The sequence below is a fragment of the Rhizobium sp. N731 genome (assembly GCF_001664145.1).
GTDB classification, from domain to species: domain Bacteria; phylum Pseudomonadota; class Alphaproteobacteria; order Rhizobiales; family Rhizobiaceae; genus Rhizobium; species Rhizobium esperanzae.
Window position 1 is genome coordinate 1,413,117 of sequence record NZ_CP013601.1, and the last position, 15,703, is coordinate 1,428,819.

The 15,703-nt window shown below is 61.1% G+C and carries 7 protein-coding genes; 5 read left to right on the forward strand and 2 right to left on the reverse strand.

Features of this window, described 5'->3' with window-relative positions:
* Positions 1–187: 187 nt before the first annotated feature.
* Together AMK02_RS07010 and AMK02_RS07015 are read right to left on the reverse strand one after the other, a co-directional pair.
* Positions 188–1,693, reverse strand: a complete 1,506-nt coding sequence (locus tag AMK02_RS07010; protein WP_064801496.1) for an O-antigen translocase — start codon at positions 1,691–1,693, stop codon at positions 188–190.
* 19 nt (positions 1,694–1,712) lie between these two features.
* A complete protein-coding gene (locus tag AMK02_RS07015) occupies positions 1,713–3,029 on the reverse strand; it encodes a polysaccharide biosynthesis/export family protein (RefSeq protein ID WP_064801498.1) in 1,317 nt (438 codons plus the stop codon).
* A 516-nt stretch (positions 3,030–3,545) separates the two neighbouring features.
* Here AMK02_RS07015 and AMK02_RS07020 point away from each other — a divergent pair.
* From AMK02_RS07020 to AMK02_RS07040, 5 genes are all read left to right on the forward strand, one after another.
* Positions 3,546–8,009 (forward strand): DUF4082 domain-containing protein, encoded by a 4,464-nt coding sequence (locus AMK02_RS07020; protein ID WP_064801500.1) that lies wholly within the window; start codon positions 3,546–3,548, stop codon positions 8,007–8,009.
* A 101-nt stretch (positions 8,010–8,110) separates the two neighbouring features.
* Positions 8,111–9,295 (forward strand): GTP-binding protein, encoded by a 1,185-nt coding sequence (locus AMK02_RS07025; RefSeq protein WP_064806048.1) that lies wholly within the window; start codon positions 8,111–8,113, stop codon positions 9,293–9,295.
* A gap of 217 nt (positions 9,296–9,512) precedes the next feature.
* The gene (locus AMK02_RS07030; protein WP_064801502.1) at positions 9,513–14,033 is read left to right on the forward strand and encodes a DUF4082 domain-containing protein; all 4,521 of its coding nucleotides are present in this window, start codon (positions 9,513–9,515) and stop codon (positions 14,031–14,033) included.
* Between the two features lie 18 nt (positions 14,034–14,051).
* The gene (locus AMK02_RS07035; protein ID WP_064801504.1) at positions 14,052–15,284 is read left to right on the forward strand and encodes a GTP-binding protein; all 1,233 of its coding nucleotides are present in this window, start codon (positions 14,052–14,054) and stop codon (positions 15,282–15,284) included.
* 73 nt (positions 15,285–15,357) lie between these two features.
* Complete coding sequence (locus AMK02_RS07040) at positions 15,358–15,666, forward strand: hypothetical protein (RefSeq protein ID WP_064801506.1); 309 nt, start codon at positions 15,358–15,360, stop codon at positions 15,664–15,666.
* The last annotated feature ends 37 nt before the right edge of the window (positions 15,667–15,703 follow it).

The window sequence follows — 15,703 nt, forward strand, 5'->3', positions numbered from 1 at the left end:
CGATCTCCTGATACGGCAATTTGCATAACGAACAATGCGCGGATCTGAGGATGCGCGCATTGTTCGTTATAGCACCAGGAAAGTGCGAAGCGGTTTTCCCAGGCAACCGCGAAGCGCTGTTGCCGGGAATTGCGGTGAATACAAAAGGTTAAAGCGGCCCTGCGTTTTCGTGAAGAGCTGAATCGCTCTAGGCTGACTTTGTGATCCATCCGCGAATCATGGCCGGCACGGACTCCGGCGGAAGCAGGTCGACCAGCATGCGCAGTGAATACAACCCACAGACAAGGACGGCGACGAAGCCGATCACCGTCGCCGGCCACAGCGGCAAAATCGAGAACATCAGGAATACCAGCCCCGATGCGGGCAAGAAAAGCAACGCGTGTCGGCGATTGGCGGCGGACCAGCGAAAACCGGTCAATTTGCGGACGATCACATAGATCAGGATGCCGTGCCAGACATAGAGGCCAAAAAATGCCATGCCGGCTCCTTGGGTACCAAGCAGCGATACTAGGAGCCAGGCAAGCCCAACATGCACGACTGCAGCCGCAACCTCAGTCCAGAAGAAAATCGCCTGGGTGTTCTTCGCCACAACGATGAAACCCATCGGCCAGGAAATAATGCGCAGCATCATGCCGAGACAGATCCAGCGCAGAAGTTCGACTGCCCCGTGGAATTCTGCCGAATAGAACAGGCTCATCATGAGCGGCGCCAGCGTCAGCGTGCCGAGCAGGCCGGGGGCGGCGAGCAGCATGCTGGCTTCGGCCTGTTCGTTGACGAGCCGGTTGCATTCGACATCGTTGTCGATCATTGCAGTCAGGCGAGGATAGAAATCCGTCCCCATGGCCTGCAGGATGAAGCCGGCGTAGAGACCGCCGAGACCCCAGGCAGCTTGATACAATCCCGCCGCCATGACGCCGCCTTCCTTCAGCACGATGATGCGGATGGCATAGGCCGCGCCGAAGGTCAGAAGCCCGCTTGCCATAAAGACGAACCCGAGCCGGAGCAGCGCCGACACCTGCCGGCCGAACTGGCGCGCCGACATCGGGTAGGGATTTGGAAAGATCCGCCGGCTGTACCACCACGTCGGAACGATTGAGGCAGCTGCAATGAGCACAAGCGACGGTGCGATCGCCTGCACCCCGAAGAGATAGATAAGAGGGATACTCACCGCTGTACCGAAGAGCCCGGCAAGCACGTTGATACGGGCAAGATCCGCAATTCCGCGCATACCCTGAATCAATGCGCCTTGCCCCGCAGACACCAGCCGGAAGAAAACGGCGAGCGACAGCAGCACAATGCCCCCGACGTGCTGGTAATCACCGAAGGTGAAACTTGAGACAGGATACGCCAATGCGGCAAGAAGGAGCGCCCCAAAGAGCGCCAGCACCACTGATATGCGTCTCAGTACGGTCGCCGATTGGGCGATCCTGGTTGTATCGCCGGTGCCGGCTGCCTCAGCGACCTGACGCACGCCACTGCCGCCGACGCCCAGGCCGGCGAGGGACTGCGCCATGTCCACGATCGAGCTGTAAAGGCCCATCAGCCCGATGCCTTCCGGCCCGAGCAGGACGGCCATGGCTTTGTTTCTGACGATGCTGAGTGCGACGTTGACGAGCGAAGAGCCGCCCATCAGCATCGTCGATTTGAGGATCTGGGTATAGGTCTGGCTTGGTGGGATCATTCTGAAAGTCATCGAAGGCCCCAGCCCGTTATCATCGGCTTACCTGACTGACATTCGCCCCTGTCTGGACAGGCAGCGCAGTGGCGTCTTCGGAAGACGCATCGGCGGTGCGTACCCGAGTCACCCTGACCACGTCGCCCGGTGCCAGCTCCGTCATTTCGGAAGCCTGGAATTGACTGACCTCACCCTTTTCCCGCCGGCTCACAATGAACGTCAGCGGCAGTTCTTCATTGTAATTCTTCACGCTGGCGCCGCTCGACAGTTCTTCGAGAAGCAGCTGTTGCGTGGTGTCACGCTTCAATTTGAGCTGATCGAGGTTGGCCTTTTCCGCCTGTAGCTCGGTAGCGAGCTCGTTGCGGCGAGTGTCGGAAAGTCCCTCGAGACTGCGCGTCGTCTCGTTGATTGCCTGGCGTCCCCGCATGATGGCAGTCACGAGATCGAGCCGATCGGAGCGATAGGTGGTGAGCAATCGTTCCAGATCCATCTGACGTGAGGAGATCGTCAGGCCCTTCTGGACCAACGTCTTCACGCTCGTCAGTTGTTCCTCCACCGACTGGATATTGTCATCCGAGCCTTTCAGTTTTTCTTGCAGCGTTTCGACTTCCGCAGTCAAGAGATTACGCAATTCGACGAGCGCTACCGACTGTCTGTCCAGCGCGCTTGCACGGGCCTGAAAAATGACCCGCTCCTCCTGGTAGATACTCTCGGCATATTGCCGATCGGCGGCGGGCGGCTGATCGAAGACTATCTCCTTCGCGTCGGCCATCTCCGCCTGCAGCCGCGCGAGCTTTGCCGAACTGCGCAGCAGCGAATGGTCAATGTCCCGCAAATCGCCGGCAAGCCTGATCGCCTGCGATTGCTGCTGCGCCGCCGCCCGCAACGGGCCGCCGCTCATTGCGAGGGATTGCAAGACGCTGAGGCCGGAGCGAAACTTGTATTCTCCCGGCGCCATCACGTCTCCCACCACGTAAATGGAGGAATAGTCCAGAACGTCGATGGTCACTGCAGGTGCCTGGGTCAGACCCATCTTCGCCTGAAGGCGCTTGGCAATTTCGATGGTAAGGCCCTCATTGTCGAGATTGGCGACCGCCAGCGCCCCCAGGAAGGGCAGGGAGATTATACCTGAATCCGAAACAGTGTATTCCCCACTGATCCCATCCAACCGATCAAACTGACCCTTGGAGGGTATCCATTGCACGACGCTCAGACGGATTTTCGTTTGTGGAGCGAAGAACGCGCTATCGGCGAGAGCCGGCGACACCGCGCCGGCAAGAAGGGCGAGTACACCGATGACAAACGTCGTGCGAAAGAGCAGCTGGGGGATGCGGTGCGATGAATTCATATACATATCTCGCCTGCGAAACATCCTTGAACGGATGCTGATCCGATGCCTTGACGCTGTTCGACCGCCGGCCGGCAGGTCCGAAGCCGCATCGTTAGTGTGCCGTCTGGCGAAGGCTTGAGGAAGGTGAAGGTCGTTTGCTTTGCCTCATCACTATTGATGAGATGGGGTGGGTGCATCAGTCTAAAATCGAGCAGGAGCGTATATCTCAGAGAGGTATCATCCTGAAAAATCACGAGATCATGCACGCAGGAATAGATGTGCTCGCCCTGAAGGATAGCGATCGCATAGGCGTGCCGGATTGAAGACACCCCGATGCAGACGGCCTTTGCCATCGCTTGGTCGACCCGGCCGTTGCTTCCCGTTTGGGCGTTTACAGCGTCAACGGCCGTTGCCCAAAGGATGCCGTCTGTAGAGCGAAAGGCGTAGGATATACTCGTGTATTTTTCGACTATACTTCCGGAGATCGTGTCAAACGATCCTAATAGATTTAATCCTTAAATTTCGCGAGAGGTTCTTGCCATGTATCGCAACGCTCGCCGGTGGACTTCGCGCTCACTCCTGGTGGATTCGTTGGTGCCCCGATGGTTGACCGTCGGCGGAAAGGAAAGACCGCGCAAACCTGCCGAAAAGCATAAGGATAGTGCTCAACTTGCGGCATCGGCGCAAACCGCCGATGGACACAAGCAGGGCACCCTTGTCGACGATCCCTATAAGGATGCGGCCCTCAACGAGCATGATGGCGGGCAGAGAGCGCACGTGAACGGCGACGCGGACAACAGCCTCGAAGAGCGGCCGTTGCCTGACACTTTCGCAACGCCTGCCGAAATTGGTATTCGAAGCGGCGATGTGGCCGCGCTGTCGGCGCCTATGCCGGATTTTGCACGTTTCCAGTGGCGCGCGGATGGAGTTGCGTTCGGGACCGCATCGTCCCTTCAGCGCACCAATACGGCAATTAGCTCAATGGGCGACGATCCTCTGGCTCCCTATCTGCCGCAAAGCCCTGCACCGACAGTTTCGGGGCATGGTGCTCCTAAGGTGGCGGCCGGGCGTGCTCATTCGGGCAAGGTCGTCATTCTCGAATCGAGCCCGTCAGGGCAGGCGACGGCGCACGACGCCGGCGCGAATTCGCTGGCCTTCGGCATGCCCTTTGGCGTGTGCGGGTGCGGCTATCTTACCTCCCCTACGCGGATTCTCGATTGGGCCCATGGCGGCGCCCTGCTTCAACAGGACGGTCAATTGCCGGGGACCAGGCTGATCGAAGGGCCGGACTATGTGGCGACGATCAAGCAGGCCATCGGCGCCTCGGTCAGCGATCCGCTTCTCGATCGTGACGTGTCCCCACTCTCGGGCTGGACCGGCACTGCAACGTGGTCGGACGCGGCGCTCACCAATGGAACCCTGCCGGGCGGGGGAGAGACGGGAACGGGAACAAAATCCAAGGATATCGGTATCCTGTCCGGCTCTGTGACGAAGCCACCTAAGCCTTCTACGCAGGGGTCATCGACAACGCAGAGTCTGGCGGCTGCGGCGGCGGTCAGCAACGCGATCGTGCTGGAAAACCAGAAGCAGGGCAATCCGGAGAGCGAGTGGGGCATCGACGGTGCCGGCAGCTCCAACATCGAAGGGTTTGCGACCGATATCAGCGTCGATAATGGCAAGACGATCAGCTTCAAGATCAATACCAATTCCACCAACTACCGGATCGATATCTATCGGCTCGGCTATTATGGCGGCATGGGGGCGCGCAAGGTCGCGACGATGCAGCACACAGGATTGCAGACCCAACCTAGTCCGTTGCGCAATGCGACGACCGGCACGGTGGACGCCGGTAACTGGGCCGTCTCGGCGTCCTGGACCGTACCGGATGATGCCGTTTCAGGCGTCTATATCGCCAAGCTCGTCCGTCAGGATGGCACCTCCGGCGAAAATCACATCCCGTTCATCGTGCGCGACGACGACAGCCACAGCGACGTTGTCTTCCAGACCGCGGATGAGACCTGGCAAGCTTACAATGGTTGGGGTGGCGCAAACCTCTATGGCGGCAACGGTCCGGCGACAGGGCAGGGTGCCGGTCGCGCCTATGCCGTTAGCTACAACAGGCCGATCGCGACGCGCGGCGGGGTCGGCACTTACGCCGGCCCCCAGGACTATCTGTTCGGTGCTGAATATGCGGGCATCTACTGGCTGGAACAGAACGGCTATGATGTCTCCTATCTGTCGGGTGTCGACGCCGATCGCTATGGCAGCCTGTTGCTCAATCACAAGACTTATGTCGATGCCGGGCATGACGAATATTGGTCGGGACAGCAGAGAACCAATGTCGAGGCCGCGCGCGATGCGGGCGTCAACCTGATGTTCTGGAGCGGCAACGAAGTCTATTGGCGCACCCGCTGGGGCAACGCCTATAGCGCCGACGGCACGCCCTACCGCACTCTGATCACCTACAAGGAGACATGGGCGGGCGGCGATATCGATCCTTCCGACCAATGGACAGGCACTTTCCGCGATCCACGCTTCAGCCCACCTGCCATTGGCGGCGGCAATCCGGAGAATTCGCTGACCGGTCAACTGTTCAAGGTCGACGATGTCGGCAGCAACCTCGGTGCGATCACCGTTGGCTACGATGATGCCAACCTTCGCTTCTGGCGCAATACGAGCGTTGCCAATCTTCAGCCGGGGCAGACGGCGACGCTCACCAAGAATTATCTCGGTTACGAGTGGGACGAAGCACCCGATAACGGCTTCGATCCGGCTGGCCTGGTGAAGCTGTCGTCGACGACGCTTCCGGTCAGCAGCTATTTGCTCGATTACGGAAACACGACCGGCAATGCGACGGCGACCCACAATCTGACGCTCTATCGCGCGCCCAGCGGCGCGCTGGTGTTCGGCGCCGGCACGGTCTACTGGACATGGGGTCTCAGCGACAATCACGACCTCACGGCGACCCGGACGGACTCGCGCGTACAGCAGGCAATGGTCAATTTGCTTGCTGACATGGGCATTCAGCCTGGAACGCTACAGTCCGGGCTCACCGCCGCGACCGCTTCGTTGGACCACACTGCGCCGACATCGGTCATCACGGTGCCCGCCACGGCGACCGTTGGATCCACCGTGACGATTACCGGCACCGCTGCCGATACCGGAGGCGGGGTCATCGCCGCGGTCGAGGTTTCGACCGACAACGGTGCGAGCTGGCATCCGGCGACGGGCGATGAGAACTGGACTTATACCTGGCAGCCGCAAACCGCGGGCACCTATACTATCCGGTCTCGCGCAGTCGATGATAACGTCAACCTGGAAACGCCCTCTGCGGGACGAACGGTCACCGTCAGCGGGCCGAGTTACACCTCTCTCTTCGGTTCGGGGACGCCCGCGGTCGTCAACACCAACGATACCTCGGCGGTTGAACTCGGCTTCAAATTCCAGACGTCCGTGGCAGGTACCGTCACCGGCATTCGTTTTTATAAGGGAAGCCAGGATACCGGCACGCATACCGGTTCACTGTGGTCGAGTACCGGCACGAGGATTGCGACCCTCACCTTCACGAACGAGACTGCCAGCGGCTGGCAGACCGCCTATTTCACCAGTCCGGTATCGCTGACGGTCGGACAAACCTACACTGCATCTTACCATACCAATACCGGTCACTATTCGTCGACGACCGGCTACTTCACCTCAAATGTAACCAGCGGTCCGCTCACGGCGCCGGCCAGCGGCAACGGCGTCTATGCCTATGGCAGCAACAGCCTATTCCCCACGAGCACCTTCCAGTCGACGAACTATTGGGTCGATGTGATGTTTACGACGTCGAGCTCGAATACGACGCCGACGGCGGTTGCCGATATAGGGGATGCGACCGAGAAGGGTGGTGTGGCTAATGGTTCGGGCGGCGTGGTTGCGAGCGGCAACGTGCTGACCAACGACACCGATCCGGATACCGGTGACACCAAGACCGTTACGGCAGTCCGTTTCGGGACGACGTCAGGCACGCTCGGCTCGGCGCTGAACGGCACCTATGGCAGTCTCGTGCTCAATGCATCGGGTGCCTATAGCTATGCGGTCAACGAGAACAATGCGACCGTCCAGGCGCTGCGACAGTCGACCAACACGCTGAGCGATGTCTTCAGCTACACGATGCGCGACAGCGCTGGCGCCACGGCCACGGCGAACCTGACGATCACCATCCATGGCGCTAACGATGCGCCGGTGCTGGCCGTCCAGACGACGACCCAGAACGCCACCGTCGGCTCTGCCTTCTCCTTCACGCTGCCGACGACCACCTTCACCGATGTCGACAGCGGCGACACGCTGGCCTATGCGGCAACGTCCGCCGATGGCACGGCGCTGCCTTCCTGGCTGAGCTTCAACGCCTCGACACGCACCTTCTCCGGCACGCCGACGACGTCAGGCACTTACGGCGTCAAGGTGACGGCAACCGATCTCGGCAGCCTTGCCGCCAACGAGACCTTCAACATTGCCGTGTCGACGGCGCCGACGACCTACAGCCTGTTCTCTGCTTCCAGCACGCCGAGCCGGACCTTCAACGATGGTCAGCAGCTCGAACTTGGCGTCAAGTTCACGTCGAACGTTGCCGGAGATGTCACCGGCATCAGGTTCTATCGCAGCGCCAATGACAACGGCCAGAATGTCGTCGACCTTTGGACCACGACAGGCACGAAGCTTGCCACCGCCACCTTCACCACCACCACCGCGAGCGGCTGGCAGACGGTGAACTTCACAAAACCAGTCACCATCGCCGCCAACACCACCTATGTCGCCTCCTATCACACGACCGGCGCTTATGTGGCGACCAGCAATTTCTATACCAGCCCCGTCACCAGCGGGCCGCTGACGGCACCGGCCAGCGGCAATGGCGTCTATGCCTATGGCGGTTCCGCCACCGCAGGTCTTTTCCCGACCAACAGCTACAATTCAACCAATTACTACGCCGACGTCGTCTTCCGGCCGCAACTGGTCGCGTGATGCAAAGGATAAGATTAGGATCGGTTTCGAATGAGGCTGACACGACGCAAATGCGGATCGCAGAGAGGGACGCCGCCTCCGCTCCCATTCAAGCGACAGTGATGAACAAGGGCGAGCGGCTCCCGGTGACAGTGCTCGCCGGCTTTCTCGGCGCCGGCAAGACGACGCTTCTCAGCCACGTGCTGACCAATCGTCAGGGCCTCAGGGTCGCCGTCATCGTCAACGATATGAGTGACGTGAACATAGACGCCAGTCTCATTCGCGACGGCGGCTGCAACTTGTCGCATACGACGGAGGCATTGGTTGAGCTCAGCAATGGCTGCATATGCTGTACCCTGCGCGATGACCTCCTGACGGAAGTGCGGCGACTGGCCGAAGAGGGGCGATACGACTATCTGCTGATAGAGGGAACCGGTATTGCCGAGCCGCGCCCCATCGCTGCCACCTTTTCCTTCCGCGACGAGAACGGTGTTTCGCTCTCCGATTTTGCCAGACTTGACACGATGGTGACTGTTGTCGACGCCGCCAGCCTTCTGGCTGATTACAGCAGCGCCGATCTGCTTCGCGATCGCGGCATGCAACGGGACGGCGAGGACCGGCGGACACTCATCGACCTGTTGGTGGACCAGATCGAGTTTGCCGACGTTGTCGTCATCAACAAGATCTCGGACGCGACCGAGGAGATTCGCGCGGAAGTCCGCAAGACAGTGGCTGCGCTCAACCCGGATGCGCACCAGGTGGAGACGGACTTCGGCAAGGTATCTCTTGCAAGCATTCTCAGTACGGGCCTCTTCGACGAAGCAAAGGCCGCCGCTCACCCGTTATGGCACAAGGAACTGTACAGCCCGGGTGCTCATGTTCCGGAGACGGAGGAATATGGGGTATCGAGCTTTGTCTATCGCACCAGGCGTCCCTTCGACCCGACGCGGTTTCGGGCGTTCCTGGACGAGCCCTGGCCGGGGGTCATCCGCGCCAAAGGTCATTTCTGGCTGGCTACGCGACCGCGTCACGTGGGTCTGATGTCGGCGGCCGGAGCGCAGCGGCGCTGTGAACCCATGGGGCTCTGGTGGGCGGCCGTTCCCCGGCAGGACTGGCCGAGCCACCACCAGTTTCGCCAGCATATCGAGCGTCGATGGGACAGCGCTTGGGGCGATCGTCGGCAGGAACTCGTGTTCATTGGTGTTGATATGGACGAGACAGGCGTCCGCAGCGCGTTGGACGACTGCCTGGCCAGCTCGGATCCTCGGGACTGGTCGGCCCTCGAAGATCCCTTTCCGACCTGGTAGCACGGAGCGGCGTAGGAGATTACCGGCTCGATCACCCGGATCGGCAAAACAAGGCCGACAAGTTTCCTTTCACCCAACATCTGCGGCTTAGCGGAAGCACCAGACAGCTCCAGAACCTGTCGGTCGGACATGCGGTGAGGATCATCATATCGGCGTATGGAGTACCACCCACATACCCAAGATTGCTGTCGTACGTTCCGCTCCGAAAGCTGGCAGGATGAAGTCATTCAATGCTGGTCGACGGGAAATGGGGACGCCGCTCTTGCTGAGATTTCATGTGAGGAATCGCAAATACTTGACTGCTGCCGGCGGCACGCCGTGCATCAGTCACGCAACCTCGGCCTGGGCCGCACTGCTTGGAACTCCGACCGTAGTGTCTTCGAGCACTCAGGGTTCTTCCGGCTTTGCCAATCAAGGCAGCGCAAGCGTTCAATCCTCCTTCATCGGCACGGTTACATCTTCCTTGATATCATCAGGCGACATTCAGTCGTCGCCTGCATCGTCGACGCCGATGCCAGCGCCTGCCGCCGATGGCGGCGCGCAGGACACATCCACGAAGACGGCGTCGGCTGCGACGGTCTTCGACACGACCTCCTCGACGTCGCAAGACACCGTACTTGCCCCGGATCCGTACGAAGAGGCTGCGACACTGCCTGCCGCTCCCGCGCTGACGGGTATTACCAGCGATGCCGATACCGGAAGCGCCACGACGGCGGCGCCGGTGACGTCTTCCAGCAGTCTCGACACGACTTCGTTGCGGCTTCAGACCTCGATAGCATCCCTCTCGGTGGAACCCAGTCAGGACGCTTCGGCTGAGACGACCGCGGTCTCAGCGCTGGCCGCACCGGCGGCAGCTCCGGCTGCGGTGACCCTCAACAAGATCGCACTGGAAAATCTGAAACAGGGCAACCCTATCAGCGAGTGGGGATTGGAGGGCGATGGCAATGGCACCATTCAGGGCTTCGCCACTGAAATCAGCACGAATATCGGCCAGACGGTCGATTTCAAGATCGCCACCGATTCCACGCATTACCGCATCGATATCTACCGAATGGGCTATTACGGCGGGGCCGGTGCGCGCAAGGTCGACTCGATCGAGCAGCAGCTGACCACGGCGCAGATCCAGCCGCATCCGATCGTCGATATGTCGCTCGGTCTCATCGACTGCGGCAACTGGTCGGTCTCGGCGAGCTGGCAGATTCCGACCGATGCCGTCTCCGGCGTCTATTTCGCCAAGCTGGTGCGTGAGGACGGCACCGAGGATGCCAGCATCATCCCCTTCGTCGTGCGCGACGACTCCTCGCACAGCAATATTGTCTTCCAGACCTCGGACACGACCTGGCAGGCCTATAATGCCTGGGGCGGCGCCAGCCTCTATTACGGCGATGTCCCCGTCGATCCCGCCGACATGATCGGCTACCTGCCGCCGAACTGCAGCTGCGGCCTGACCGCAATCGGTCGCGCCTCGGCGATCAGCTATAACAGGCCGATCATCACCAATACGAGCCCGGTCGGCGGCTCGCACGATTTCATCTTTGGCGTGGAGCATTCAGCCATCCAGTGGCTGGAGCAGAACGGCTACGACGTTTCCTATATTTCCGGCGTCGATGCGACGCGCAGCGGCAATCTGCTGCTCAACCATCAGGCCTTCCTGTCGGTCGGCCATGACGAATACTGGTCAGCCGAGCAGCGCACCAATGTGGAGGCCGCGCGCGATGCCGGCGTGAACCTCGCCTTCTGGAGCGGCAACGAAGTCTATTGGAAGGTTCGCTGGGAAAGCAGCATCGACGGCAGCGGCCAGGCCTACCGCACCATGGTCTGCTACAAGGAGACCTACGGCACGAGCACGGACCCGAGCAATATCGGCACCGGCACCTGGCGCGATCCGCGTTACGCCGATCCGGGGCAGGAGCCGGAAAATTCGCTGACGGGCACGATGTTTCAGGTGGACGGCTACCGCCAGGATACGATCTCCATCCCCTACGACTATTCGAACCTTCGCTTCTGGCGCAATACCGATGTGGCAGAGCTGCAACCGGGCGAGACCTACAATCTGGTGCGGAATCTGCTCGGCTATGAATGGGACTCGGATGTCGAGAATGGATTCCGTCCGGCTGGACTGATCGACCTGTCGCTCTCCTCGATCGCGGTCAACACCTATCTCCGCGATTACGGCTCGACGATCGGCGATGCGGTGGCGACCCACAGCCTGACGATGTACCGGGCGGCAAGCGGCGCGCTCGTCTTCGGCGCCGGCACCGTCTTCTGGTCCTGGGGGCTGAACGATCAGCATCAGGGGCCGGCAACGCCAACCGATCGCAACGTGCAGCAGGCGATGGTCAACATGTTCGCGGACATGGGCATCCAGCCGACGACGCTCGACGCGAGCCTGATCCTCGCGACCCAATCGACCGACACGCTGAAGCCCACCTCGTCGATCACCTCGTCGATATCAGGCGCAAGCTTTCTCGAAGGGCAGCATGTGACGATATCAGGAACGGCGCAGGATTTCGGCGGCGGCATCATTGCCGGCGTCGAGGTCTCCACCGATGGCGGCCAGCACTGGTTCAAGGCCACGGGCCGCGAGAACTGGAGCTATAACTGGGTCGTCCAGGCGAGCGGCACCTATACGATCCTGCCACGCGCCGTCGACGACAGCGTCAATCTGGAGGCGCCATCGGCCGGCAAGCAGGTCACCGTCACGCTGCCGGGCACGCAGGGCCTGTGGACGCTCGCCGAAAAGCCCGCGACCGAAGTAGCGGTCGATCGCGATTCAGTCGAGCTCGGCCTGCGCTTCCAGGCGACGACGGCAGGCTCGGTGGAGGGCATCCGCTTCTACAAGGGCTTCTATAACATCGGCGAACACGTCGTCAGCCTCTGGAGCAGCACCGGAACGCTGCTGGCGACCGGCGTAGCGACAGGGGAATCGCTCTCAGGGTGGCAGACGGTGATGTTCTCCAGCCCGATCCAGATCGCGGCCGGCACGACCTATGTGGCCTCCTATCACAGCAATGGCTACTACTCGCTCACCCAGAACTATTTCAACGAGCCCTATGCCAGCGGCCAGCTGAAGGCCGTCGATGGCGGCGGCGTCTTCGCCTACGGCACCACGCCCAGCACATTCCCCGGCCAGAACCCCGGCGGCAGCAATTACTGGGTGGACGTGGTCTTCGATGCCGGCCCCAACAGCCAACCGGTCGCGACCGACGACAGTGGGCTGATCGTCGGCCACAACGGAACGCTTGTTATCTCCATTGCCGCGCTCCTGGCAAACGATACCGATCCAAATGGCGATGCGATGACCATCACGGCCGTCGGCAATGCCGCCAACGGCACGGTCGCTCTCAACAAGCAGACCGGCACCATCACCTTCACGTCGGCCAACGATTATTCAGGCCCGGCGAGCTTCACCTATACGCTGTCGGACGGACGCGGCGGCACGGATCAGGGCAATGTCAGCCTGACCGTCCAGACGGGTTCGGCTGGCGAGACGCTGTTTACGGCAAGTGAGGGGCCGACCGGCGGCAGCTTCAACGACAATACCGCGTTGGAACTCGGCATGAAGTTCGTCGCTTCCTCGACCGGCACGATCTCGGGCATCCGCTATTACAAGGCTGCCGGCGATACCAGTGTGCATACCGGCTCCATCTGGAGGGCCGACGGCACGCTCGTCGCCGCAGTCACCTTCACCAACGAGTCGCTTTCCGGCTGGCAGACCGCGAACTTCGCCACGCCGCTGCAGATCACGGCGGGTGCGACCTATGTCGCCTCCTACCACACGACCGGCACCTATGTGGCAACCTCGAACTATTTCAACACTGCTCATACCAACGGCTCGCTGACGGCGCTTGCAGGCAGCAACGGCGTCTACGCGGTCGGATCAGGCTCGACCTTCCCGACGTCAAGCTACCAGTCGACGAATTACTGGGTCGACGTCGTCTTCAACCAGTCGACGGGCAATACGGTGCCGGTCGCCGCCAATGACAATGGCTATACGACCTATACCAATACGGCTCTGTCGATCGCCGCTGCAAACCTGCTCGCAAATGACAGCGACGCCGATGGCGACCCGCTTGTCATCACCGGCGTCAGCGGCGCGGTCAACGGTTCGGTGTCCTACAACAGCCAGACGCAGACCGTCACCTTCACGCCGACAGCAGGATATACCGGGCCGGCGAGCTTCAGCTATTCCATCACCGACGGTCAGGGCGGCACGGCATCGGCCCAGGTTGCGCTTACCGTCAACGCCCAGGGGAGTGAGCAGAACCTCTTCAGCGCCAATGAAACGCCTGCAGTCGTCTCGGTGAACGACAATCACCCGGTCAATCTCGGCATGAAATTTCAGGCGGACACGGCAGGCTGGGTCACGGGCATCCGCTTCTATAAGGGCGCCGACAATACGGGCCCGCATAACGGTTATCTCTGGACCGCCTCGGGCACGCTGCTTGCAAGCATCACCTTCAGCAACGAAACAGCAAGCGGCTGGCAGACTGCCGCGCTCACCCAGCAGGTCGCGGTCGAAGCGGATACGACCTACGTCGTTTCCTACAGCACGAACGGCAACTACTCGGCGACGGGCAATTATTTCAGCGCCGAGAAGACGAGCGGCGACCTCAGGGCGCTCAGCGGTGACAACGGCGTCTACGCCTATGGATCGAGCGGGTTGTTCCCGACCAGCAGTTACAACAGCACAAACTACTATGTGGACGTGGCGTTCAAACCGCAGCTCGCGGCGTAAAGGCGAGCGGGGGTATCGATGACGGGTGCAGACAATCGACTTCCGGTAACAGTCCTGGCGGGGTTTCTCGGCGCCGGCAAGACGACGGTCCTCAATCATGTCCTGAACAATCGCGAGGGACGTCGGATCGCCGTGATCGTCAACGACATGAGCGAGGTGAACATCGATGCCGATCTCGTCCGTGACGGCGGCGCCAACCTCTCGAGGACGGACGAAACCCTGGTCGAGCTTACCAACGGCTGCATCTGCTGCACATTGCGCGACGATCTCCTGAGCGAGGTCCGCGGGCTCGCCGCCACCGGCCGTTTCGACTATCTGCTGATCGAGGGCACGGGGATCGCCGAGCCCCTGCCGATAGCGGCGACCTTCTCCTTCCGCGACGAGAGCGGAGCGGCCCTTTGCGATGTGGCGCGGCTCGATACCATGGTCTGCGTCGTCGACGCGGTCAATCTGCTTGCCGATTACCGGAGCGACGAGTTCCTGGCCGATCGCGGCGAAAGGCGTGACGGGGACGATGATCGCAAACTCGTGGAACTGCTCGTCGAGCAGATCGAATTTTCTGATGTCGTCATCATCAACAAGGCGGGCGACGTGCCCTGCACCGATCTTGCCGAGGTTCGCCGGGTCGTCGCAGCGCTCAATCCGGATGCCCGCGTCATCGAGGCGGTTTTCGGCCAGGTGCCGCTCGGCGCGATCCTGGATACCGGCTTTTTCAGCGAAGCCAAGGCCGCCCGCCATCCACTCTGGCACAAGGAGCTTTACGGCTGGGGCGATCATGTGCCGGAGACCGAGGAATACGGCATAACAAGCTTCGTCTATCGCAGCCGCCGGCCCTTCGATCCGGCGCGGCTGGGCCGCATGCTCGAGCAGCCATTGCCCGGCGTCATCAGGGCGAAAGGCCATTTCTGGCTGGCGACCCGGCCGGACGAGATCGGCTTGCTGTCGATTGCCGGCACGCAATGCCGCATCGATACCAGAGGGTTCTGGTGGGCTTCGGTGCCGCGGGCGCACTGGCCGCGCCATCCGCAATTCCGCCAGTTACTCGACCGGCATTGGGACGATGTCTGGGGCGACCGCCGCCAGGAGCTGGTCTTCATCGGCTCCGGCTTCGACGAGGGCGCCATCCGCACCGCGCTCGACGATTGCCTGACCGGGGAGGAGACGGGTTTCGATCCACAGACGGCCGTCGGCCTTCGCGATCCGTTTCCGGCATGGCGGCACGATACGCACGCATCGGACCGAAAAGTGTGAAGCGGTTTTCGGATAATCCGATGCGTCGGCCCAAAGGTGAACAGGTTTTGATTATCAACCAGAGGAGAGAACAATGAGCAGCGAACTTTATGCCGACGGAATCGGCGAAATCACCGTCACGGGAACGATCGTGCGCATCGACCTGATGTCGCTCTCGGCCACCGATCGTGACGCCAACAACAATCCGAAGCCGGTTTTCCGCCAGCGCATCATCATGCCTGTCGACGCCTTCGCCAATGCGGTCGACCTCATGCAGAAGGCGCTTGGCGGCTTGGTCGAGGCGGGCGCGGTCCGTCGCATCGGTGACATGTCGGCTGCAGCCGCCACCGATATCCAGTCGGTGCAGGGCGGCGCTTCGAACGCCTCGCCGAATTTCAACTGACAACGGGGACAGCCTCGGTCTCGTAGTGTTTCGGGTG